This is a genomic window from Sphingorhabdus lutea (genome assembly GCF_001889025.1).
Lineage (GTDB): Bacteria > Pseudomonadota > Alphaproteobacteria > Sphingomonadales > Sphingomonadaceae > Sphingorhabdus_B > Sphingorhabdus_B lutea.
Genome location: NZ_CP018154.1, coordinates 1,677,649 through 1,701,764, shown reverse-complemented (window position 1 = coordinate 1,701,764; position 24,116 = coordinate 1,677,649). Strand labels below are relative to the sequence as shown.

Here is a 24,116-nt window from a genome sequence, read left to right as displayed (position 1 = left end):
CTAGGATAAACTAATGACGGCTTCATATTATGACCCAATTTGTAAAATTTAACCATTTGCTAACCATAGTTGAATAATAGTGAATTAGATATCAATTAAACTATGAGACTTGCCTAGATGATACAGCAAAAAATTGAGACTAATGCACAGGATATTTGGTCTGAAAAACTTGCCCAGCAATGCGGTGAAGTGACCATGAGTTGTAGCGAGGTAAGCGGCGTTGTTTTAGATGTGATAGAATCTTCGGATTTGGTCAAAGAAAAACAGGCAGAATTATTAAAGGTTTTCGTGGAGTTAGATGAAAGCCAGATTGAGGTATTGAATGCCTGTGCCAAGGCAAAGCAGCAAACCAGCGATGCTAAATCTCATCTAGAAAATAGTAAGGATGAAATTGAAAATTCTGCCCATCAATTTTTAGATTTGGTGACTTTAATTCGCCAAATGGGAGAGCGCATCACCTCTTTTTCCACATCGATAAACGATGTTCGTAAAGTGGCCGCCTTAATCGAACAAATTGCAAAAACCACCAATATGCTCGCCCTTAATGCATCAATTGAGGCCGAAAAGGCAGGAGATGCAGGTGCAACATTTGCTGTTGTCGCGGCGGAGGTGAAAACATTGTCGCAAAACACACGTTCTGCAACAAATGAAATTGCGCAAAATATGGCTAATGTTGCAAATGAAGCTGATTATATCATCTCGCAAATCAATAATGGTATTAAAAAAACCAATGGCATGGACCAACGGTTAAATGCGATTAGCACGACATTAAATAATGTCGCAAATATGGTATCAAAAGTTGATCAGCAAAATGACAATATCGTCAACCAAAGCAATGAATTGCGCCTGTTGATGGAGCAATCAAAATCTGGATTGCAAATTGTTGCAAACCGCGTTGATGAAAATAATAAATTATTGGTCAGCGCCCATGACCGAACCGACGCAACCGAGTTAATGGCGAATAATATGTTCGATATTATCGTAAAAAGCGGCGCATCAAAAATTGACACCCCCTTTGTTGAATTGGCATGTCAAAAGGCAAAGGAAATTAAAGAATTAACCGACAGATTGATTGCAGAAAATAAAATTCAAATTAGCGATTTATTCGACCGCAACTATATTCCCGTGCCAGGTAGCAATCCAGAAAGATTTACCAATAATTTCACCATGTTTGCGGATCGTTATTGGCGACCATTTATGGACGAAGTTAAGGCAAGCGGGCCGAATATTTTTTCGGCTGTTTTAACCGATGTAAATGGATATTTACCAACCCATTGTTCAGAATATTCCCGCACCCCGACGGGGGATATAACGCATGATACAAAATATTGCCGCAATGGCCGCAAGATATTGGAAGGGTGCGATATCAGCGCAAAACAAAGCACAGACCTCTATACAATGGCCGTTTACCGGCATGAGGGCAATGGCACAAAATATCAAACCGTACGAAATGTTTATGTGCCATTATATTTTGATGGAAAAAGATGGGGTGACTTTGAAATTGCTTATTCCGCATAAATTTGCGGAGGTGATGGTTTTTGTATGATTGAAACCAATATAAACGAGATATACATTAATAAAAACCATGCCCCCAATTTATCAATGGAGACCATTTGCCATATTTTTGTTTGATTGGGATATGCCCATGCGCCGGCAAATGTAGCAATATTTTCCGCAAACCAAATGAACAATGCCACCAATAATAAACCCAATAATAATGGCATTTTGCGATATTCGCGCAAAACCTTAAAATAAACAAAGCATTTTAAGTAAATAAATATAATGACCGCGAATAAGAAATACCGAACATCATAAAAATAATGATGTGTAAAAAAATTTATATAAATTAACATCGCAATTATATATGTGATTGCCATGGACGGATAATGTGAAAAACGCATGTTAAAAATGCGCCAAATTCGGGCAATATAGCTGCCCACGGCGGCATACATAAATCCAGAGAATAAGGGCACATTCATTATTTTTAAATATCCATTTTCAGGATAAACCCATGACCCATGCGCCGTTTTGAAAATTTCCATCACTGTGCCGACAATGTGAAATATCAATATTATGCGCGCCTCGGCGATTGTTTCCAGGCGAAATAATATTAAAGAAATTTGTATCGCCACCGCCATGACGACCAAAAAATCATATCGGGCAATTGGAATATTTTCAGGATAAAGAAAATAAGTCAGTAATATTAAACCAAGCAATAAGCCGCCAAATAGGCAGGCCCAAGCCTGTTTAAAACCAAAAAGCAGAAATTCAAAAATCCAGCTTTGCCATTTTCCAGACGGAGAATATTCCTCTAATACCAGCCGAATTTGGTAAAATCGGCTATGCATCATCATGGCATCATCATTTTCTTATCAATGATTTAGCTATTACGGCGGGCCATAAAGGCCAATCGTTCAAAAAGCATGATATCCTGTTCATTTTTTAACAATGCGCCATGCAATGGTGGGATGGCCTTTGTTGGGTCTTTATTTTGCAAAACCTCCAACGGCATATCTTCATATAATAATAATTTTAACCAGTCGAGAAGCTCGCTCGTGCTAGGTTTTTTCTTTAACCCTGGAACATCGCGGACTTCGTAAAAAATATCCATGGCGCGGCTAACCAATATTTTTTGAATATCGGGGAAATGCACATTGATAATTTCCTGCATTGTTTCGCGATCGGGAAATTTAATATAATGGAAAAAACAACGGCGTAAAAACGCATCGGGCAATTCTTTTTCATTATTGGATGTAATGACGACAATGGGGCGTTCGGCCGCTTTGATAAGCTCCTGTGTTTCATAGACATAAAATTCCATGCGGTCCAATTCTTGCAATAAATCATTGGGAAATTCAATGTCGGCCTTGTCCACCTCATCAATCAATAAAACGGGTAATTTGGGGCTGGTAAAGGCATCCCATAATTTGCCCTTTTTAATATAATTTTTAATATCATGAACGCGCTCATCACCCAATTGGCTGTCGCGAAGCCGCGCCACCGCGTCATATTCATATAATCCCTGATGCGCCTTTGTCGTGGATTTGATATTCCATTCAATCAATGGCGCGTCCAATGCCTTCGATATTTCATGCGCCAACACGGTCTTGCCGGTGCCAGGTTCACCCTTAATCAATAATGGACGGCGTAATTTCACCACCGCATTAACCGCGACTTTTAAATCATCGCTGGCGACATAATTTTGTGTACCTTCAAATTGCATGAAAAATCCTGTTCTTAATCATTTGATTAAGGTTTCATATCAGCATGAAAATATATTGCAATATGGGGAAGGTAAAAAGGGTGGGACAAAATATCTTTACCCATATAATACTTCGTTCAACCTTTGTTGATGTCGCGCGTCGATAATGGCCCAAAATCCTTTTTGTTGGGCGCAGACTTGTTCAAATCCAAATCGGATGGCGCGTTGCAGGGCAGGGCCATTGCCCTCTATCACACAAATCTCCATCGTTTCGGCGATGCTGGGCAAGGTTAATTCGCTTTTGGGTAAATCAAATTTCATCGACAAACTGTTTAATAAATCGCGGATAATATGCCAATCAGCAACAAATCCCATCGCACAGCCAAGGGCGCATCCCTTGCGATCGGAACTGGCCAACATGGCAAGGTTTTTGGGTTGGTCCTGCGTTAAATGTAATGCCATATCATGGCCGGCCTGCCGCGCGGGCGGTCCGGCGGCAATGGTTAATTGGTTTAATAAATCGCGTTCTTTGCCAAAGCCAATCGCTGCTTTTGCGGCCCAAATTTTTGCCTCATCGCCGGTAATTTTATTTTCGGCATAGTCCACTACGCCTGGTTGTTGCCCATGGCAAAGATTCAAAAAATGGCATATATCTGCATGTAATTGCCCCACCAATAATGAACGATGACGGCGATGCTTGTCATCTGGATCGTTTAAATATTGGGTCAATTTGTCAATTGCCATGCCCGAACCATCACGGGCGACCGAACCAAAAATATCACGAACCCAATCATTTGCGGGCGAAGAAAGCTGTGCCGTTAATGTCAAAATTCACCCCTATTATGAATCAATTTATTCTTTGATAAACGGCAATATCAATAAATTATGAAATACTAGTTTACAAAGCGTGGTTAATTTCAAAAAATTTAAATTTCTCGTCACGCTTTCACTCTTTCATCATTCCTGCACTCCTCCACGTCATTTTCGCGCTTTTCCCGCGTCATCGCCGCGCCTCTCTTTGTCATTCCCGCGAAGGCGGGAATCCAGCGCAATATCCTTGTAATTCCGGCGTCTCTCTTCGTCATTCCCGCGAAGGCGGGAATCCAGTGAAATACCACTAGCGTTTCTGGATCCCCATTTTCATGGGGATGACGTTTTAATTGGAGGATGGGAAATGTCATAGACAGTCCTAAAAATGGGACTGCCTACAACGGAACTGGCTTTGATGTTGTGTAATAATCAGTCATAGACAGTCCTAAAAATGGGACTGCCTACAACTCAATCAGGTCTTTAAGGCCGCCTTCCTCAGTCATAGACAGTCCTAAAAATGGGACTGCCTACAACCGATGTCTATATAAATATATGAAATATATTATAAAAACACCGTTTGGAATTAAAAAGACCAGATTTATTTGTTACATATTCTTGTTTTTTAGTCAATTTTTTTTCAGTAAAAATCATAATTTTTTCAAATCCCGCATCCATGTTGCCGCCATTTTACGAAGGGGTATGCGCCGCTCCACACGCCATTTGGCGTCAACCCCATGCCTGTCCGCAAATTTATCACGATTTTTGGTTGACCAATAATTTATCACATATCTTGCCCGATTTTGGTTGGGATCGCCATCCTTTATATTTTCATAAATATATGATTTTTTACACCGCAAAAATGCACCTTGTAAGGCGGTGATTAAATCATTTTTATATTGCGCCTTATCATTTATATTGGGGTGGTCCAATACGGCAAATAACCCCTCCATTATTTCGGTTATGCTATAAAATTCGCCATTTTTGGCGTTATTTTCAATTCGCCATATCCATCCGCCATGGGCAATTTGGTTGCGAATATCAACCATTCGGGCGGCCTTATCGTTTAACTTATTTAATTTTTTTCTATCGCGAATGGGCACGCCCTTTACCTCCAAATCGCTAAACCAAATATGGATGATTAACGATATTTCAAAGGACAGCATGAAAATGGGTTCAATATCCAATATAAAATCAATATGTTTTTTGTCTGGATTCTGCTCGATAATATATTCTTCAACTTCCTTTATCCTGCTTTTGCCCAAAAATTGATACCGAATAAGGAAATTTTCATGATTATATCGCGGCCAATGATCTTTATCAAAATAACGATTATATAAATTGGTCAATGCCTGTTTGCGGGTTTCCAAATCATTGCGTTTTTTCTTTTCCTGTTTGGCGAAACGGTGCACCGCCATGTCCGACGGGGCATTGCCATATTTTTCGGTTATAAATTCCTTTATTTCTTCGTTGGATTTACGTTTTTTCAACCCGTTAATATATTTGCTGGCGTCCCGGCGCGATGCGATATTATCCCTTATTATTTTATCAATGGGGGCGATAAATTGTTCAATTTCCCTGTGCCGCATGCCCATATTTCGCGCATGGTGGATGATGCGTCCCTTCATATGGGCGGATAAAAATGGTAATATCATCAATGTGATAATTTGGACGGCGCGTTCGTCGCTTATTTTTTTGGGACTGCCCTTTTTAATACGGTCATCATAATGTTCCAACCAATGGCGATATTCACGTAAATCATCCAAATTTTTGATAAAATTTTTCAAACTAATGGGCAGGACATGGTCATGTTGAATGGCGCGTTCCATCCGATCGCGCAGGGGCAGGGGCATTTCCTCCAAAATTTGGGCATATCCCTTTTTAAAAGGATCAAAATATTGATTGCTATTATTTAACGCCTCTTTCAACCTTACATCAATATCATCATTTTTTACACCGGATAACCAATCATAAAATGCCTTTTTCTGTTTGGATGATGCACGATTTCGCATATCAACAAAAATGTTGGCGGCATAATTTCCCGCCAATTGCACAAAATATAATATGTCCGAACGGAATTTTGGCCTTTTCACCAAATCGCCAAATAAATTTTGATCACCCATTATAACAGCCACAAAAAACCCCTAAAAATATGCATCAAAACATATATTTAGGGGTAAAATTTTATTTTGTAAGCAAAATGTGCAAATTTATTGATCCAGGAAGCTGCGCATTTTTCGAGAGCGGCTAGGATGTTTTAATTTACGCAGGGCCTTTGCCTCAATTTGGCGGATACGTTCGCGGGTCACGCTAAATTGTTGGCCCACTTCCTCCAATGTATGGTCGGTGTTCATGCCAATACCAAAACGCATGCGCAGCACCCGTTCCTCACGCGGGGTGAGCGAGGCCAAAACGCGGGTAACCGTTTCTTTCAAATTCGCCTGTATCGCCGCGTCAACGGGGATAATCGCATTTTTATCCTCAATAAAATCACCCAGATGCGAATCTTCCTCATCACCAATGGGTGTTTCAAGGCTAATCGGTTCTTTGGCAATTTTCATCACCTTGCGTACTTTTTCCAATGGCATGGAAAGACGCTCTGCCATTTCCTCTGGTGTGGGTTCGCGGCCCTGTTCATGCAAAAATTGGCGTGATGTGCGGACCAATTTGTTAATGGTCTCAATCATATGCACGGGGATACGAATGGTGCGGGCCTGATCCGCGATGGAACGGGTAATCGCCTGTCTTATCCACCATGTGGCATAGGTGGAAAATTTATAACCACGGCGATATTCAAATTTATCTACCGCCTTCATCAGGCCGATATTGCCTTCTTGAATAAGGTCAAGGAATTGCAAGCCGCGATTGGTATATTTTTTGGCGATGGAAATAACCAAACGAAGATTGGCCTCCACCATTTCTTTTTTGGCAATACGTGCTTCGCGCTCCGCCTTTTGCACCATGTTCACAATACGGCGAAACTCACCAAGTGACATGCCGGTGGCGGCAGAAATGTCGGAAATTTCGGTGCGAATGCGCTCTACGCTCACAGCCTCATTTTCCGCAAATTTGGCCCATTTTTTGTCAATTTTGCTGACATCGGACAGCCAATTTTCATCCATTTCATGATCCATATAGGAATCCAGAAATTGTTTACGCGGCACTTTATGACGCTCGGCAAGGCGCAGCATCTGGCCGCCAAGCGCGGTTAAGCGGCGGTTGAAAGAATAAAGCTGGTCCACCAAAAATTCAATTTTGCTGGCGTGGAATTGCACGCTTTCAACCTCTGCGGTCAATTGTTCGCGCATATTTTGATAACTGCGTTCGGATGCGGTGGATAATTCCTCACCATTGGCCAACGCAATCATGCGCTTTTCCTGTGCTTTTGAAAATTTGCCAAATAATTTTGTGATGGTGGAGAATTTTTCAAGCGCCGCCGGTTTTAATGTTTCCTCCATTTGGGCAAGCGAAAGGGTGTTATCCTCTTCCTCTTCTTCCTCTGCGCGGCGTTTGCGGCGCATGGCTGCTTCTTCATCTTCATCATCGTCAATGATGTCGTCTTCTTCATCCTCTACATCATCATCATCCTTATATGATGGGCCAGCGGTTTTCTCGCTAATTTCGCCATCATCTTCGGCATCATCTTCTAAATTTTCGGGCGCGGGTTCTTTGGATAGCATTGCGTCAAGATCCAAAATCTCACGCAGCTGCATTTCGCCCTCATTCAGCGCATTTGACCAATCAATAATGGCATGAAATGTAATCGGGCTTTCACAAAGTCCCAAAATCATTGTGTCACGGCCAGATTCAATCCGCTTTGCAATGGCGATTTCGCCCTCACGGCTTAATAATTCAACCGCGCCCATTTCGCGCAAATACATGCGGACCGGATCATCGGTGCGGTCATTGGCGGCTTTTTTTACAGCTGTTGCGGCGGGCGCAGATTTTTTAGGAGAATCATCATCGGCGGTTTCAATACCGTCATCATCATTTTCTTCGGCTGCGTCATCTTCGCTTTCAACTATGTTTACGCCCATTTCGGAAATGGCGGACATAACATCTTCAATTTGCTCTGACGTCATTTGGTCTTGAGGCAATGCCTCATTTATCTCATCATAGGTGATATAGCCGCGCTTTTTTGCACGAGTGATTAACTTTTTTACTGACGCCTCGTTCAAATCAATTAACGGCGCATCTTTATCCTGAGTAGATTTTGAATTAACAGGTTTTTTAGCCACTTTATATATTCCCCTATGTGATAAATATCACAATTATTCAATCATTTGCACTGGCGATTAAAATATCGGCCAGTTTTTGTTCCAATTCACGCAATGCATTGGCCAATTCCAACACATCCTTGCCCGCTTGTTCAAATTCCGCATCACTTTGCGCCTGTGCAGCGCGAAGATTAGCCAGCCGTAAAGATTCTTCCAATTTGGGTTTACGGCAATATAAATCTATCGCTTCACCCAAAAAGCCTGCTTTATGGCCCTCTGACTTGTCATCTTTTGCTATATTTCCATTTGAACTGACGAGGTTCATGCTATCCGCTCTAAGCAATGAAGACGCCCTATTATACAATTTCTCTCCTAATATGGTATAAATTGCATCACTATCAAGTCTTTCTTTCGAATCATTTACATTTATTAAGGCATTTAGGATTTGTGCGTCCAATTCGTCACTAGGGTGCAGTTCTAATAATGACTCAAAATATTGGGGGATTAAGCGCGTATCACGCAATAAACTGCCCAAAATCATTGACATTAAAATATCGCTGCCCTTGCTTGCAATTGTCCGAACGGCAGAGGAAGGTGGGCTGTTTTGCCTTTTCCAATTTGGTTTTTTGGGGTCAAATCTCTGAAAATTGCGGCCCGTTTGATTATTTTGTTGATAAATTTGCTGTGGTCTTTTGAACAAATCGGATAATTTTTGATCAAATGCTTCGCGATAATGGCCCTTTATATCCGCATCTGCGATGGCAGATAAATAGACACCAAGGCGCTGTTTCAACCCTGCCTTATCCTCTGGACCATCAAGCGGCTGCGACTGTTTTTCATATTCCCATATTTTATCCAATAGCGAGGATGCATTATTGACCAAATCATCAAACACTTTTTTTCCCTGATTATTAACTACATCATCGGGGTCCATCCCAGCAGGCATTTGAATGAAACGAAGCGATTTTCCTGGTTTTAATAAGGGCAGGGCGCGTGAAGCCGCCCGCATAGCTGCCTTTTGCCCCGCTGCGTCACCATCAAAGCATAAAAGCGGTTTATCAACCAACCGCCACATCATCATCAACTGATTTTCCGTCATGGCGGTGCCAAGCGGTGCCACGACGTCATCTATACCCGATTGCGCCAATGCAATGGCGTCCATATATCCCTCAACCGCAATTATGCGGTCGGATTGACGTGATGCCGTCGATGCAATATTCAAATTATATAAAGTCCGCCCCTTATCGAATAATGGCGTGTCGGGTGAGTTTAGATATTTGGGTTCGCCATCGCCCAATATCCTGCCGCCAAAGGCGATGCAGCGGCCGCGCTGATCCAAAATGGGTATCATTAAACGACCACGGAAACGGGCATAAGGCTCTTTGTCGTCAACTTTGATTAGCAAGCCGGCCTCTATTAAGGATTCTTCCTTAAATTGGGAAAGCGCAACCTTTATCGCCTGGCGATCATTGGGGGCAAAGCCCATGCCAAATCGGGCGATGATATTATCCCTAACGCCACGAGACAGCAGATAGTCACGCGCAATTGCACCGCCGGGGCGTTGTAATTCTTCTTGAAAATATGCCGCCGCCGCCGTCATGACGTCAAATAAGCTGTCGCGCTTTTCCTTGCGCTTGGCGGCTTTTGGATCGGATGCGGGCACTTCCATACCCGCTTCACTGGCCAGCTGTTTTATTGCATCCATAAAGGGCAGGCCTTGATGATCGGTCATCCATTTAATGACGTCACCATGCGCACCGCACCCAAAGCAATGATAAAATCCCTTTTCATCATTTATCGTAAAACTTGGTGTTTTTTCATTATGAAAAGGACAGCATGCCTTATATTCTCTGCCAGCTTTCTGCACCTTTACAGATCGGCCAATAAGGGCGGACAAAGTCGTCCGCGCCCGTAATTCATCAAACCATCTATTGTCCAGTGCCATAACTGCCCCTAACGTGAATTAAGGGTTTATGATAGCGCAGATTTCACCAAAGCACTTGCTTTGCTCATGTCCAATTCGCTGCCATGACGTTGTTTCAACAAAGCCACAACCTTGCCCATATCTTTCATGGATGATGCGCCTGTTTCCGCCTTTATGGCGTCAATAATAGCAATTGTGGCTGCCTCATCCAATTGAGCGGGCAAAAATTCTTCGATAATAATCAATTCGGCCTGTTCCACAGCGGCCAATTCGGTGCGGCCACCCTGTTCAAACATGGCGATGGATTCACGGCGTTGTTTCACCATTTTTTGCAAAACATCAATAATCATGGCGTCATCATCATCAGATGGTTGCGACATGCGAAGTTCAATATCGCGGTCCTTTACCTTGGCCAACATTAATCGGATGGTGGCAAGCCTGTCTTTTTCGCCGCTTTTCATAGCAGCGATTTGAGCGGTTTTTAACCTCTCTCGAATCATAATTGACCTCAGCGAATCTAGGAATAAAGAACTACTATAGTCAGATAATAATTTTTTATCTACATTGACCATAAAGTTTTTAAAACATAATCACCGACAAGTTTGGCGTCATGAAAATGCAGCTGATTTTTACAGTATGTTTTTTACACCATGGCGGCGCGATATTTAAACTATATCCAGTAATAGGCGGTACATAATAATGGCAAATATAGCCCCCGATACGCACGGAAACAAACCGACTGCGATAATATTATTCGCAGATGGCAGAGTAATTTATGGTTATGGATTTGGGGCACAGGGCCATAAAATTGGTGAACTTTGTTTCAATACCTCCATCACCGGATATCAGGAAATAATGACTGACCCCAGCTATGCCGGGCAATTTATCAATTTCACATTCCCCCATATTGGCAATGTTGGCACCAATGAAGAGGATGTTGAGGCACGAAAATCTCATGCCATGGGATGTGTGGTGCGAGAGGATGTGACAAATCCATCCAATTTCCGTTCATCAGGACATTTTAAAACATGGATGGAACAGCAAGGGCTGATTGGTATTTGCGGCGTTGATACACGCGCCATTACCCGCATGATACGCAAATCGGGTGCGCCAAATGTCATTATTGCCCATCATCCTGACGGCAAATTTGATTTAGATGCGCTGGCACAGGATTTAAACCAATGGGGTGGCTTGTTGGGTGCGGATCTTGCCAAGGAGGTGACGTCATCGGGGCAAAGCAAATGGGCTGGCGATGTTTGGCAGCTTGGCCAAGGATTTAATTCTCATGACATGAATGATGTCAAAGATGCAGACAATCGGCCCCATATTGTTGCCATTGACTATGGCGCAAAGGATAATATTTTTAGAAACTTTGTGAAGTCTGGTGCAAAAATCACTGTAGTTCCAGCAAATATTAGTTTTGATGAGGTAATGGACTTGGCGCCTGATGGTGTCTTTTTATCCAATGGGCCGGGTGATCCGGCGGCCACAGGTGAATATGCCGTTCCGGTAATTAAATCATTATTGGAAAGGGATGTGCCGATATTTGGTATATGCCTTGGCCACCAAATGTTGGCCCTAGCGGCGGGTGCAAAAACAATAAAAATGCATCAGGGGCATAGGGGCGCAAACCATCCTGTAAAACGTCATGACGGCGGATTGGTGGAAATTACCAGTATGAACCACGGTTTTGCTGTCGATGGAGCAAGCCTGCCCAGCAATGTTCGCGAAACGCATGTCAGCCTTTTTGACGGGTCAAATTGCGGTATCGAAATTGACGGCAAACAAGCATTTAGCGTGCAATATCACCCCGAAGCCAGCCCCGGACCACAAGATAGTTTCTATCTGTTCGACAAATTTGTTTCTAATTTAAAGAAAAAATAATCATGCCAAAAAGAACCGACATTAAATCCATCCTAATCATTGGTGCAGGGCCGATTATCATCGGGCAGGCATGTGAATTTGACTATTCCGGCACGCAAGCGGTGAAGGCTTTGAAGGAAGAGGGATATCATATCATATTGGTGAACAGCAATCCTGCGACCATTATGACCGATCCCGACATGGCGGACGCCACCTATGTAGAGCCGATTACGCCGGAAGTTGTCGCCAAAATTATTGAAAAAGAGCGGCCTGATGCTGTGCTGCCAACAATGGGCGGGCAAACCGCGTTAAATACGGCGCTTGCCCTTTATGAAGATGGCACGTTGGAAAAATTTGGCGTGGAGATGATTGGCGCGACCGCAGAGGCGATTGATAAAGCCGAGGACCGCGAAAAATTCCGTCAGGCGATGGACCGTATCGGCCTTGAAAATCCGCGCGCGGCCATTGCAGCGGCACCTGCCATTAAAAATGATCAAGGTAAAATCATTGGATATGACCGCCCGCAAGGCGTGGCCAATGCAATGAAATATTTGGAGGATATTGGTTTGCCTGCCATTATTCGTCCTGCATTCACCATGGGCGGAACCGGCGGCGGCATTGCCTATAACCGCGAGGAATATGAACATTTCTGCCGTACGGGGATTGAGGCTTCGCCAGTTGGCCAAATTTTAATTGATGAAAGCCTGCTTGGCTGGAAAGAATATGAGATGGAGGTTGTCCGCGATAAAAATGACAATGCCATCATCATTTGTTCAATTGAAAATGTTGATCCAATGGGCGTGCATACGGGCGATAGTATAACCGTTGCCCCTGCTTTGACATTGACCGACAAAGAATATCAAATCATGCGCACGGCATCATTAAATGTATTGCGCGAAATTGGCGTGGAAACCGGTGGGTCAAATGTGCAATTTGCTGTCAACCCCGCCGATGGCCGCTTGGTGGTGATTGAAATGAACCCCCGCGTATCGCGCAGCTCCGCCCTTGCATCAAAGGCGACGGGCTTTCCCATTGCCAAGGTGGCGGCAAAATTGGCCGTGGGCTATACATTGGATGAAATTACCAATGATATTACGGGGGCAACGCCGGCGGCATTTGAACCCACAATAGATTATGTGGTGACCAAAATTCCGCGTTTTGCCTTTGAAAAATTTAAGGGTAGCTCCTCCAACCTTTCCACCGCCATGAAGTCAGTCGGCGAAGTAATGGCCATTGGCCGCAATTTCACCGAAAGTTTTCAAAAGGCGCTACGTGGTTTGGAAACTGGATTGGACGGATTAAACCGTGTTCGCGACCTGATTGGCGCCGATGAAGATAATATTATCGCAGAATTAAGCAAAACATCGCCCGAAAGATTGCTTGTCGTGGCACAGGCGATGCGCGAAGGATTTTCGAATGAGAAAATTCATAATATAACAAGCTATGATCCATGGTTTTTGGAACAAATTCGCAGCATAGTTGATGCGGAAAATGACATTATTGCCAATGGCCTTCCCAATGATGCGGTAAAATTACGCAAATTAAAATCCATGGGCTTTTCGGACGTCCGCTTGGCCAATTTGGCAATAGATTCTGTCCATGTTCATGGCGGGGCTGGGCGCACATTGGCCGATTCTGGCGGGTTAATTGGGGAGGCCATTCGTGCAATGGCCGGGGCGACTAGCGCTGCAGAAGTGCGGGCTTTGCGTCATAAATTGGGCGTACGACCCGTTTATAAACGTATTGATAGCTGCGCCGCAGAATTTGAGGCAATAACCCCTTATATGTATTCCACCTATGAAGCCCCGATTTTTGGCGAGGCGGAATGCGAAGCTGAACCAAGCGACCGCAAAAAAGTGGTGATTTTGGGCGGCGGTCCAAACCGTATTGGACAGGGTATTGAATTTGATTATTGCTGTTGCCATGCATGTTTCGCCTTGAATGAGGTGGGATATGAAACCATCATGGTCAATTGCAATCCCGAAACAGTTTCCACCGATTATGATACTTCAGACCGTCTCTATTTTGAGCCATTAACCGACGAAGATGTTTTGGAATTATTAGAAGTTGAAAAATCCAAGGGTGAATTATTGGGCGTGATTGTGCAATTTGGCGGTCAAACCCCGTTAAAATTGGCACAGGCATTGGAAGATGCCGGAATCCCGATTTTGGGCACATCGCCAGATGCCATTGATTTGGCCGAGGATAGGGAGCGTTTTGCCGCTTTAATCAATAAATTGAAATTAAAGCAGCCTGAAAATGGCATTGCCCGCAGCCGCGAAGAGGCGATTTCAGTCGCAGAAAAAATTGGATATCCGGTTTTAATACGCCCGTCCTATGTTTTGGGTGGCCGCGCGATGGAGATTGTTGATGGCACTGCCCAGCTGGAGGATTATATCGCCACCGCAGTGCAGGTTTCGGGAAATTCGCCCGTATTGATTGATCAATATTTGCGTGACGCCATAGAGGTGGATGTTGACGCCATTTGTGATGGTGATGACGTCGTGGTCGCAGGCGTTTTACAACATATTGAAGAAGCAGGCGTGCATAGTGGGGACAGCGCATGTACCTTGCCGCCATATAGTCTTAGCGACGAAATTATTGATGAAATTAAACGTCAAACCGTCATGCTGGCAAAGGCCCTTTATGTTAAAGGGCTGATGAATATTCAATTTGCGGTTAAGGATGGCGACGTTTATTTAATAGAGGTAAATCCGCGTGCATCGCGCACAGTGCCTTTTGTCGCAAAGGCAATTGGTGCGCCCGTTGCCAAAATTGCCGCACGTGTTATGGCGGGCGAAAAATTGGCAGATTTGCCCAAAATCAATCTGGATATTGATTATATGGCGGTGAAGGAAGCTGTTTTCCCGTTTAATCGCTTCCCAGGTGTTGACCCTGTTCTTTCCCCAGAAATGAAATCAACGGGTGAAGTAATGGGTATTGATAAAAAATTCCCCATGGCCTTTGCAAAGTCGCAAATGGGGGCAGGGCAAAAGCTCCCACAATCTGGCACCGTGTTTATTTCTGTAAAGGATACTGATAAGCCCGTTATATTACCCGCTGCACAAATGTTAGCTGACATGGGTTTTGATATTGTCGCAACTGGCGGAACAGCGACATATTTGCAATCGCATCATGTGCCATCGGTCACACGGGTTAATAAAGTGGCTGAGGGCCGCCCGCATATTGTGGATTTAATTAAGGACGGCACAATATCGCTTGTTTTCAATACGACAGAAGGTTGGCAGAGCCTGCGCGATTCAAAATCAATTCGCGCATCTTCAATGGATGTGGCAATTCCATCCTATACCACAGCGGCGGCCAGTGTGGCCGCAGTTCATGCGATTAAGGCCATAAGAACAGAAACACTTGAAGTTCGAAGCCTTCAAGATTATTATAATAAAAGAAAATAATTTTCCGACATTGAAAAAGATATAAGCGAGGAGCTTATTTTGCTCCTTATATCTTCTTTTTTGTTAAACAGATAAAAGGATGAAAGCCAATTATGGCAAGCAGTGATAAAATTCCAATGTTGGCAGAAGGTTTTGAAAAAGTAACCAGCGAGCTTAAATTATTGCGTGCTGAGCGCCCCAAAATTGTGGAAGCAATTGAAGAGGCGCGTGCGCATGGCGACTTGTCAGAAAATGCGGAATATCATGCGGCCAAGGAACGACAGGGCCAAGTTGAGGCGATGATTAGCGATTTGGAAGCCAAGGTTGGCAAAGCGCAAATTATCGATCCTGCAACATTAAGCGGCGATAAAGTAATATTTGGTGCAACAATCCATTTGCTTGATGAAAATGATAAGCCGGTTAAATATCAATTAGTTGGTGAGACCGAAGCCGACGCAAAAATTGGCCGGATTAGCTATAGCAGCCCAATTGGCCGTGCTTTAATTGGACGTAAAGTGGACGATGAGATTGAGGTTGTTGTACCATCGGGTGAGAAATATTATTTGATTGAAAAAATTGAATTTATTTGACCGTAAATGAGTGTTTGAACAAAATAAGGCTTGTTTTAGATGAAATATAGATTTGCAGTTATTTGCTTAATGGCCGTAAATATTATTATATTTCTTCTGACACTGGTGCCCCAAATTTCGAATTATTTCATCCTGCAAGGCGGCTTTATTCCTTTAAGATTGTCGCAAACACCAATTTTTGAAACGGGGGAGGGGTTTTTAATTCCTCCTCTATTAACATTATTTACATCCACCTTTTTACATGGCGGCTTTTTTCATTTGTTAATGAATATGTTGCTGCTGGGTATAATTGGCGGGATTGTTGAAAATATCACCGGCACGCGTAAATTTCTGTTGATATATTTTTGTGGTGCATTTGCGGGATGCCTTGCCGAATTTGCCGTTAACCCCATGTCAGATTTGCCAATTATCGGGGCAAGCGGCGGGATTTCTGCGATTATAGCCGTGCAAATGATGTTAATGCCAGCAAAAGCGATTACGCCATGGGGTGGCTTGTCTGTTTATTGGACAAGATTCATCCAACTCACCCTATTATGGGCGATATTAAATTTCGGCATGATGCTATTTCTTAGCGATATGAATATTGCTGTTTATGCACATATGGGTGCATTTATCGCAGGATTATTATCGGTAAAATTGCTTAAATAAACAATATTGCTTATTCCGCTGCTTCGTCGGGTTGAAGCAAACGGTGCAAATGAACAACAACATATTTCATTTCCGCATCGTCAACAGTGCGCTGCGCCGATGATCTCCACGCATCTTCTGCTTCTTCATAATTTGGGAAAATACCAACAATGTCGAGAGCATTTAAATTGGTAAAGTCCAATGAGCGTGGATCGGAAACCCGGCCGCCAAAAACCAAATGCATTTTTGCTTTATCTGTCATGATATATGTCCCCAATAAATTTTGAAATGGCGCATAACGGCCAAAGCAACATAATGCCAGTGCTATTTATCCTTATCAGAAATATTTGCAGCATCTTTGGCCGCTTTACCGGCATTTTTCACTAAATTAGCAGCTTTTTCCAGTAAATCACCATAGCTGTTTTTTGCTGATTGATTGAGATCTTGGCTATTTTCTGCAAGGGCGGTTTTTGCTGCATCAACTGCCTTATATGCTTTATCTTTTAAATTCGCAGTTCCCTTTTTAACGGCCATTTTCTCTTTTTCGGACGTGGGAATTAACGCCGCCAACAATGCGCCAAAAACTAAACCACTTGCAACGGCGCCCAATGGATTATTTTCGACAAAGTTGACCGAGCTATTTTTTGCCTTTTGCGCGATTTTTTTTGATTTTTCAGATGAATTTTTGCTGTAATCGACCGCTTTTTGCCTAATATCTGCAGCCTTTTGGCCAATATTTGATGTTGCATTGGCTATGTTTGATTTACCTGCACTAATCTTATCACGGGCAGTTTTAATATCATTACTAGTTTTATTGGCCATTTCATCTTCCAATTAATATTTAAAAATTTTATTGCTTGTTTTTAAATTTATACCAAATCCCTGCGGCAATTCCCGACAGCATGATTGCGCCGCCAATTGAAATGGATTTTTTATTCTGAACCGCGCTATTTTTCATTTTTTCACTGACAATGTGAATTTTCTGAACACCTTTTTTCTTTGTTCGTGAAATAATATTGGATGGTTTAAGGATTTCCTTGGTGAATTGAAAATCATTGCCAATTGCTTGGCGCATTTCTTTCCTTTTCGCAGCCAATATTTTCAAATGTGAATCGGTGCTGGTCATCAAAAATCATCCTTCATCGAAATTTTCTGCACTTTGGCTTTAGAAGCATATAAAGTCGCCGCCGCACCTATGCATGATAATAGCATAACAAATATGGTTGCCAACGGCCACCCAAGCCACATCGCCAGATATGATAATGTGCCAATGACAAATGCAATAATGGCCATGCTTAAAAATATTAAGCCAATAAAAGCATAGATTAAGGCGTGTAGCGCCAATTTTTGGCCGCGCCTTGCAAAGGATTTATAATAATCAATTTCAACAGAGATTAACTGTTTTATTTGATTGATAAAACCGACAAGCTGATCCTTTGCAGAGATTGAGGGATCTTCTGCATCAAATTTACGCGCAATATCTTCGTCATCAGAATTTAGTGATTCTGCATCAACATCATGCTTGGTCATCACGTCCCGATTTTAACAAACGCATCATTACAAACCCAATGGCCGCCGCTGCACCAATGGCAACTGCAGGGCTTTTCTTAACAAATTCACGCGCATCATCGACAATTTGATCAACTTCTTTTTCATCGACACGATTGGCGAAGTTTTCAACGGAATCCGCCGCTTTACGTGCATAATTACCATATTGTGTACCGACATTTTCGTCAATTGTGCTGGCGCTGTCGCGGAACATTTTTCCAATATTGCTCAATGCTTCATGCGCTTTTTCCTTGCCCTTATTGGCGGCTGTTCTTGCGGAGCTGGCGGCCTGACCCTTCATATCGGCAATGCTGGAGCGGATTTGTTCGTTCATATTCTCACCTTTTTGTGTCAAAATTGCCACCGGCTTTGATTTATTGGATGCCGTATCTTTTTTAGGTGCTGTTTTCTTTACAACAGTTTTTTTAGCAGCAGCCTTTACAGAAGAAGCCTTTGTGCCGGTCGCTTTCTTAGGTGCGGTGTTCTTTGCTGATGCCGCCTTCTTTGGTGCAGTTTTTTTCGCGGTCGCAGTTTTTTTTGTGTTAGTTGATTTTGTCTCAACATTTTCAGTGGGTGTTTTTTTAGGAGATTGGGCCATGAGCAAATCCTTTATCATTTTTCATTATATTTATTTATTTGGGCCATAATATAGAAAATTCAACCCATTTGCACGATATTTTAATGTCGTTGGTCGATTAAAATGAAAATATAATTTTAAATTATACGTTACGGCATGGTTGATAATAATCAGTTATGCGCATTGCATATTATTTGAACTATCCTATAGGAACAAAAAACCATCACTTTTGTTTAATAAGAGGAATGTTTATCCATGACTGCAATTATCGATATTTTAGCCCGTCAAATTTTGGATAGCCGGGGCAACCCCACGGTGGAAGTAGATGTTTTGTTGGAAGATGGCAGTTTTGGACGCGCCGCCGTTCCATCTGGTGCATCAACGGGCGCTTATGAAGCGGTTGAAAAGCGTGATGGTGACAAAAGCAAATATGGCGGCAAGGGTGTTTTGCAAGCGGTAAGCTCGGTAAATGGTGAAATCGCCGATAATTTACTGGATTTAGATGCAGAGGATCAAGAAACAATTGACCAGGTGATGATTGACCTGGACGGCACGGAAAATAAATCTCGCCTTGGCGCAAATGCAATTTTGGGCGTCAGCATGGCAGTTGCAAAGGCAGCCGCCGATGCACGCGGGCTTCCTTTATATCGCTATATTGGTGGTGCGCATGCACATGTGCTGCCTGTGCCGATGATGAATATCATCAATGGCGGCGAACATGCCGATAACCCAATTGATTTCCAAGAATTTATGGTCATGCCAGTTGGTGCACCTTCATTAAGCGAGGCTGTGCGTTGGGGGTCAGAAATTTTTCATATGTTGAAATCGGGCCTTTCGCAAAAAGGATTGGCGACATCTGTGGGTGATGAGGGTGGCTTTGCACCAAATTTGGCGTCCACACGCCATGCACTTGATTTTATTATGGAATCAATTGATAAGGCAGGGTTTAAAACCGGCAGCGAAGTGGCCATTGGCCTAGACTGTGCCGCGACCGAATTTTTCAAAAATGGCAAATATGAAATTAGCGGCGAAAATCTATCTTTATCGCCAACCGAAATGGCCGATTATTTGGTATCATTATGCAATGATTATCCGATTGTCTCTATTGAAGATGGCATGAGCGAAGATGACTTTGAAGGTTGGAAAGATATAACCGCAAAAATTGGCGGCCGTGTTCAATTGGTGGGTGATGATTTATTCGTGACCAATTCGGCGCGTTTGGCCATGGGCATAGAAGGTAAAATGGCCAACAGCCTGCTCGTAAAGGTTAATCAAATTGGCACTTTGACCGAAACATTGGCTGCCGTTTCATTGGCGCAGCGTTCGGGATATAGCGCGGTAATGTCACATCGTTCGGGTGAGACCGAGGATGCAACAATTGCCGATTTGGCGGTCGCAACAAATTGTGGTCAAATTAAAACCGGCAGCCTTGCCCGTTCGGATCGGTTGGCAAAATATAACCAGCTTATCCGTATCGAAGAAGAGCTTGGCTCTGCAGCAGTCTATCCTGGACTGTCCGCCATTAAATGTGTGATGGGTTAATTTTATCGTAAATATATTTCATCAGGCGGACTAACGCTTGCATATTTATGGAATTTATGGTCGAATTTACCCATGCAGATACGCAAAAGCAAAGCCAGACATGTCAATAATAAAAAGCCGTTGCTTACTGGCTTTGTTGCACCTGCTCTGGCTTTGCTGTCTTTGATGGGCATTGCTACCTATGCCTTATTAGGGCCAACGGGTGTTTTGGCATGGGCGGATTATAATTCAGCCATAAATCAACGAAAAATTGAGCTTGCAAAATTACGTGATGAGCGTGATGCATTGAAAAATAAGGTGAGGTTATTGGAACGGGGTAATGTTGACCCAGATTTAGCAGGTGAATTGATGCGCAAAGAATTAAATGTCGTCGCGCCAGATGAAATTGTTGTTCCGTTGAATTAGTGAATTATAATTTCCATTTATGCCCCCTGCTTATAACAAAATGATGAATATCTAAAAAACTGGTTTCTTTTGAAAATACCCTAGGGAAAAGGGCTTTTCTTCCTTGAAATATTTGTTAAGGGATAAAGGGAAGTGGAAAAAATATCCCGATATTTTTAATATTAAATTGAGGAATTAAATTTTGGCAAAAGCCGCTACTAAAAAAAATGCAGCTGCATCTGGAAATCAAATTTCCAATCGTGAGCGTCCCGCAGACCCCAAGCCATATAAGGCAAGCAAAGAAGAGCTGTTGGCTTTTTACGAAGAAATGCTTCTTATTCGCCGATTTGAAGAAAAGGCAGGCCAATTATATGGTCTGGGCTTAATTGGTGGTTTTTGCCATCTATATATTGGACAAGAGGCGGTTGTTACCGGCTTACAATCGGCTATTTCTCCCGGCAAGGACAGCGTGATTACCGGCTATCGTGATCATGGTCACATGTTAGCATGCGGTATCGATCCAAATGTTGTGATGGCAGAGTTGACCGGACGTGAGGCAGGGATTTCACGCGGCAAGGGCGGTTCAATGCATATGTTCTCGGTTGAGCATGGCTTTTACGGCGGCCATGGTATTGTTGGTGCGCAAGTATCATTGGGGGCTGGCCTTGCCTTTGCCCATAAATATAAGGATGATGGCGGCGTCTGTCTTTCTTATTTTGGCGATGGTGCGGCCAATCAGGGGCAGGTTTATGAAAGTTTCAATATGGCGGAGCTTTGGAAACTGCCGATTATTTTTGTCATTGAAAATAATCAATATGCCATGGGAACGAGCGTGAATAGAGCGTCTTCAGAAGACCAATTATATAAGCGCGGCGAAAGCTTCCGTATCCCTGGAATTCAGGTTGATGGCATGGATGTGCTGGCCGTTCGCGGCGCAGCGGAAACCGCGCTTGATTGGGTGCGTGCAGGCAAAGGTCCAGTATTATTAGAAATGAAGACCTACCGCTATCGCGGGCATTCAATGTCCGATCCGGCAAAATATCGCAGCCGTGAAGAGGTTCAATCGGTTCGTGAGAAATCCGATCCATTGGAAAGATTAAAGGCGCAGCTATTTGAAGCGGGCGTTAAAGAAGATGATTTAAAGGTCATGGAAAAAGAAATTCGCAAGCGCGTGAATGAATCTGCTGATTTTGCTGAAACATCACCGGAGCCAGATGTGGCTGAATTATATACTGATATTTTGGTGGAGCAATATTAATGCCGATAGAATTAAAAATGCCTGCGCTGTCGCCGACAATGGAAGAAGGCACTCTTGCCAAATGGCTCGTTAAAGAGGGTGATCAAGTGGCCTCTGGTGACATTTTGGCGGAAATTGAAACCGACAAAGCCACGATGGAATTTGAAGCTGTTGATGAAGGTGTTATCGCCTCTATCTTGGTTGCCGAGGGCACAGATAATGTGAAAGTTGGCACGGTTATCGCGATGATTGCCGGTGAAGATGAAGATGCATCAAATGTTGCCGTGCCAGCTACTATTGCAGAGCCTGTTGCAACCGAAGCTCCTGCCGCTCAAATTGCTGATCCAACACCCCAAGAGCCCAAGGCGGCATCACGGGCAAGCGATCCAGCAATTCCTGAAGGCACAAAAATGCTCAGCATTACTGTTCGTGAGGCATTGCGCGACGCCATGGCCGAGGAAATGCGCAAAGATGACCGTGTTTTCGTTATGGGTGAAGAGGTTGCCGAATATCAAGGCGCTTATAAAGTAACCCAAGGATTATTGGCGGAATTTGGCGATAAACGTGTTATTGACACACCTATTACCGAATATGGCTTTGCCGGTATAGGTGCAGGTGCGGCCATGGGTGGCACGCGTCCTGTAATTGAATTTATGACGTTTAACTTTGCGATGCAGGCGATAGACCATATTATCAATTCGGCTGCAAAAACAAATTATATGTCTGGCGGCCAAATGCGTTGTCCCATTGTATTTCGCGGGCCAAATGGCGCGGCGTCACGCGTCGGGGCACAACATAGCCAAAATTATGCGCCATGGTATGCGTCTGTCCCAGGGCTTATTGTCATTTCGCCCTATGATGCAGCAGATGCAAAGGGCCTGTTAAAGGCGGCGATACAAACGCAAGACCCTGTCGTTTTCCTTGAAAATGAGCTTTTATACGGCCGCAGTTTTGATATACCTGATCTGCCTGATCATACATTACCAATTGGTAAGGCGCGAATTATGCGGGAGGGCAGCGACCTTACCATAATCAGCTATTCCATTGGTGTTGGCATGGCATTGGAGGCTGCTGATATCTTGGCGGGCGAGGGTGTTGATGTAGAGGTTATCGACCTTCGAACCCTGCGTCCTATGGATAATGAAACCATTTTGGCCAGCCTTCGCAAAACCAATAATTTAATGGTTGTCGAAGAAGGTTGGCCGGCATGTTCCATCGGCAGCGAAATTGCTGCATTATGCATGGAGCAAGGATTTGATGATTTGGATGCGCCCGTCATGCGGGTCACAAACGAAGATGTGCCAATGCCATATGCGGCGAATTTGGAAAAATTGGCTTTGTTAAATACCGATAAAATTGTTGCACAGGCTAGAAAATTATTGGGTAAATAAAAATTGATTTAGACATTATACAAAAAGGCCGCTTATAATTAGCGGCCTTTTTTTTACAGATAATCTAAATAAATCAAGTAAATGTATCGTCATATTTATTGCAATATGCGCGCTTACTAGATGCAACATCGCCAAATAATCCAGCGCTTAAATTTCTGTCATCGCGAATATTAAACGAAGCTTCCTGACGTAATTTTTTGTTCTTATGAAATAAATCACCAAATAAAGGCTGGTAATCAAATTCCGCCTCAACAAAAATAACGGCCGAACCAGATACGGCCTGAATAGGATTGGCGGGGTCGCCCATGCCGTTAAACCCTGAATCAGTTACGCCATTTCCATCGACATCATCATTATATTTTGTGACGGCAACTTTTTTGCCTTTGCATCTTCTCCATCCGACAAATTGCTGTTCTTTTGTGCCGCCTGATCCATTGCTGACTGTTTTCACCTCTAAACTGGCAATGATGAAACGGCCATTTTCCATGAAATCATTTTTGCCCGATTGCAATTTTGTGCCGTACAAAATTTCTAGAACATCAGATTCTTTAATCACGGGCGTGGCAACACCATTATCGGTTTGGCCAAGGCGCGAACCATTATCGGCCAAATTTAATGCAGACTGGCTTAATTTCAAATTGGTCAAGGCAAGATAGGATGTTTCCGATCCATACATGCCCAAACCCAAAAATACCGGAAGCGATACCGCAAATTCAACAAATGCAAGGCCGCTTTCATCCTTTGCGATGTCGGATATATAATTTTTGCAATATTTCATTGCTTTAAAGATATAGTTTTTGCGCATATCTGATTCC

Annotated in this window: 24 protein-coding genes; 10 read left to right on the top strand and 14 right to left on the bottom strand. The window is 43.3% G+C overall.

Going from position 1 to position 24,116, the window contains the following annotated elements:
* Positions 1-117: 117 nt before the first annotated feature.
* Positions 118-1,518: a methyl-accepting chemotaxis protein gene (locus LPB140_RS08115; protein ID WP_072559401.1), complete on the top strand. Its 1,401-nt coding sequence runs from the start codon at positions 118-120 to the stop codon at positions 1,516-1,518.
* On the opposite strand, the gene LPB140_RS08110 is transcribed toward LPB140_RS08115, so the two are convergent.
* The 8 genes from LPB140_RS08110 to LPB140_RS08075 all read right to left on the bottom strand — a co-directional run bounded on the left by LPB140_RS08110 (position 1,506) and on the right by LPB140_RS08075 (position 10,650).
* Positions 1,506-2,354, bottom strand: a complete 849-nt coding sequence (locus LPB140_RS08110) for a DUF817 domain-containing protein (protein ID WP_335682187.1) — start codon at positions 2,352-2,354, stop codon at positions 1,506-1,508. The two genes, LPB140_RS08115 and LPB140_RS08110, sit on opposite strands and share 13 nt — an antisense overlap.
* Before the next feature lie 26 nt (positions 2,355-2,380).
* Positions 2,381-3,223, bottom strand: coding sequence for an AAA family ATPase (locus LPB140_RS08105; protein ID WP_072559400.1), 843 nt, complete (start codon positions 3,221-3,223; stop codon positions 2,381-2,383).
* A 96-nt stretch (positions 3,224-3,319) separates the two neighbouring features.
* Positions 3,320-4,030, bottom strand: a complete 711-nt coding sequence (locus LPB140_RS08100; RefSeq protein ID WP_072559399.1) for a DUF6975 family protein — start codon at positions 4,028-4,030, stop codon at positions 3,320-3,322.
* Between the two features lie 110 nt (positions 4,031-4,140).
* Positions 4,141-4,383: a hypothetical protein gene (locus tag LPB140_RS12620; protein ID WP_418346530.1), complete on the bottom strand. Its 243-nt coding sequence runs from the start codon at positions 4,381-4,383 to the stop codon at positions 4,141-4,143.
* Positions 4,384-4,659: 276 nt separating this feature from the next.
* Entirely contained in the window at positions 4,660-6,132 is a 1,473-nt protein-coding gene (gene cas13e / locus LPB140_RS08090; protein ID WP_072559397.1) for a type VI-C CRISPR-associated RNA-guided ribonuclease Cas13e, read from the bottom strand.
* An 87-nt stretch (positions 6,133-6,219) separates the two neighbouring features.
* Positions 6,220-8,247, bottom strand: a complete 2,028-nt coding sequence (gene rpoD, locus LPB140_RS08085; RefSeq protein ID WP_072559396.1) for an RNA polymerase sigma factor RpoD — start codon at positions 8,245-8,247, stop codon at positions 6,220-6,222.
* A gap of 37 nt (positions 8,248-8,284) precedes the next feature.
* On the bottom strand, positions 8,285-10,171 hold the full coding sequence (gene dnaG, locus LPB140_RS08080) for a DNA primase (RefSeq protein WP_072559395.1): 1,887 nt from the start codon (positions 10,169-10,171) through the stop codon (positions 8,285-8,287).
* A gap of 26 nt (positions 10,172-10,197) precedes the next feature.
* A complete protein-coding gene (locus LPB140_RS08075) occupies positions 10,198-10,650 on the bottom strand; it encodes a GatB/YqeY domain-containing protein (protein WP_072559394.1) in 453 nt (150 codons plus the stop codon).
* A 199-nt stretch (positions 10,651-10,849) separates the two neighbouring features.
* Here LPB140_RS08075 and carA point away from each other — a divergent pair, with 199 nt between their 5' ends.
* From carA to LPB140_RS08055, 4 genes are all read left to right on the top strand, one after another.
* The gene (carA, locus tag LPB140_RS08070) at positions 10,850-12,034 is read left to right on the top strand and encodes a glutamine-hydrolyzing carbamoyl-phosphate synthase small subunit (RefSeq protein WP_072559393.1); all 1,185 of its coding nucleotides are present in this window, start codon (positions 10,850-10,852) and stop codon (positions 12,032-12,034) included.
* Positions 12,035-12,036: 2 nt separating this feature from the next.
* The gene (gene carB / locus LPB140_RS08065) at positions 12,037-15,426 is read left to right on the top strand and encodes a carbamoyl-phosphate synthase large subunit (RefSeq protein WP_072559392.1); all 3,390 of its coding nucleotides are present in this window, start codon (positions 12,037-12,039) and stop codon (positions 15,424-15,426) included.
* A gap of 92 nt (positions 15,427-15,518) precedes the next feature.
* Entirely contained in the window at positions 15,519-15,995 is a 477-nt protein-coding gene (gene greA / locus LPB140_RS08060) for a transcription elongation factor GreA (RefSeq protein ID WP_072559391.1), read from the top strand.
* A 105-nt stretch (positions 15,996-16,100) separates the two neighbouring features.
* Positions 16,101-16,643, top strand: coding sequence for a rhomboid family intramembrane serine protease (locus tag LPB140_RS08055; RefSeq protein ID WP_198024094.1), 543 nt, complete (start codon positions 16,101-16,103; stop codon positions 16,641-16,643).
* Between the two features lie 10 nt (positions 16,644-16,653).
* On the opposite strand, the gene LPB140_RS08050 is transcribed toward LPB140_RS08055, so the two are convergent.
* The 5 genes from LPB140_RS08050 to LPB140_RS12370 all read right to left on the bottom strand — a co-directional run bounded on the left by LPB140_RS08050 (position 16,654) and on the right by LPB140_RS12370 (position 18,504).
* Positions 16,654-16,884, bottom strand: coding sequence for a DUF4170 domain-containing protein (locus tag LPB140_RS08050; protein ID WP_072559389.1), 231 nt, complete (start codon positions 16,882-16,884; stop codon positions 16,654-16,656).
* Between the two features lie 62 nt (positions 16,885-16,946).
* Positions 16,947-17,444: a hypothetical protein gene (locus LPB140_RS08045; protein ID WP_072559388.1), complete on the bottom strand. Its 498-nt coding sequence runs from the start codon at positions 17,442-17,444 to the stop codon at positions 16,947-16,949.
* 28 nt (positions 17,445-17,472) lie between these two features.
* Positions 17,473-17,748 carry a hypothetical protein gene (locus LPB140_RS08040; protein WP_072559387.1) on the bottom strand — a complete coding sequence of 92 codons (276 nt, stop codon included), beginning with the start codon at positions 17,746-17,748 and terminating at the stop codon, positions 17,473-17,475.
* Entirely contained in the window at positions 17,748-18,152 is a 405-nt protein-coding gene (locus LPB140_RS08035) for a hypothetical protein (RefSeq protein WP_072559386.1), read from the bottom strand. The genes LPB140_RS08040 and LPB140_RS08035 overlap by 1 nt, the downstream gene beginning before the upstream one ends.
* The gene (locus LPB140_RS12370) at positions 18,139-18,504 is read right to left on the bottom strand and encodes a hypothetical protein (protein ID WP_156874175.1); all 366 of its coding nucleotides are present in this window, start codon (positions 18,502-18,504) and stop codon (positions 18,139-18,141) included. Before LPB140_RS12370 ends, LPB140_RS08035 begins: the two co-directional genes overlap by 14 nt.
* On the opposite strand from LPB140_RS12370, the gene LPB140_RS12365 reads away from it, so the two are divergent.
* From LPB140_RS12365 to LPB140_RS08010, 5 genes are all read left to right on the top strand, one after another.
* Entirely contained in the window at positions 18,479-18,817 is a 339-nt protein-coding gene (locus LPB140_RS12365) for a hypothetical protein (RefSeq protein ID WP_156874174.1), read from the top strand. The genes LPB140_RS12370 and LPB140_RS12365 overlap by 26 nt on opposite strands.
* Positions 18,818-19,002: 185 nt before the next feature.
* A complete protein-coding gene (gene eno, locus LPB140_RS08025; RefSeq protein WP_072559385.1) occupies positions 19,003-20,289 on the top strand; it encodes a phosphopyruvate hydratase in 1,287 nt (428 codons plus the stop codon).
* 72 nt (positions 20,290-20,361) lie between these two features.
* Positions 20,362-20,694, top strand: coding sequence for an FtsB family cell division protein (locus tag LPB140_RS08020; RefSeq protein WP_072559384.1), 333 nt, complete (start codon positions 20,362-20,364; stop codon positions 20,692-20,694).
* 181 nt (positions 20,695-20,875) lie between these two features.
* Positions 20,876-21,931, top strand: a complete 1,056-nt coding sequence (pdhA, locus tag LPB140_RS08015; RefSeq protein ID WP_072559383.1) for a pyruvate dehydrogenase (acetyl-transferring) E1 component subunit alpha — start codon at positions 20,876-20,878, stop codon at positions 21,929-21,931.
* On the top strand, positions 21,931-23,301 hold the full coding sequence (locus LPB140_RS08010; RefSeq protein WP_072559382.1) for a pyruvate dehydrogenase complex E1 component subunit beta: 1,371 nt from the start codon (positions 21,931-21,933) through the stop codon (positions 23,299-23,301). The genes pdhA and LPB140_RS08010 overlap by 1 nt, the downstream gene beginning before the upstream one ends.
* A 73-nt stretch (positions 23,302-23,374) precedes the next feature.
* Here the strand turns inward: LPB140_RS08010 and LPB140_RS08005 are convergent, their stop codons facing one another.
* Complete coding sequence (locus LPB140_RS08005) at positions 23,375-24,079, bottom strand: TadE/TadG family type IV pilus assembly protein (protein WP_072560690.1); 705 nt, start codon at positions 24,077-24,079, stop codon at positions 23,375-23,377.
* Positions 24,080-24,116 lie beyond the last annotated feature (37 nt).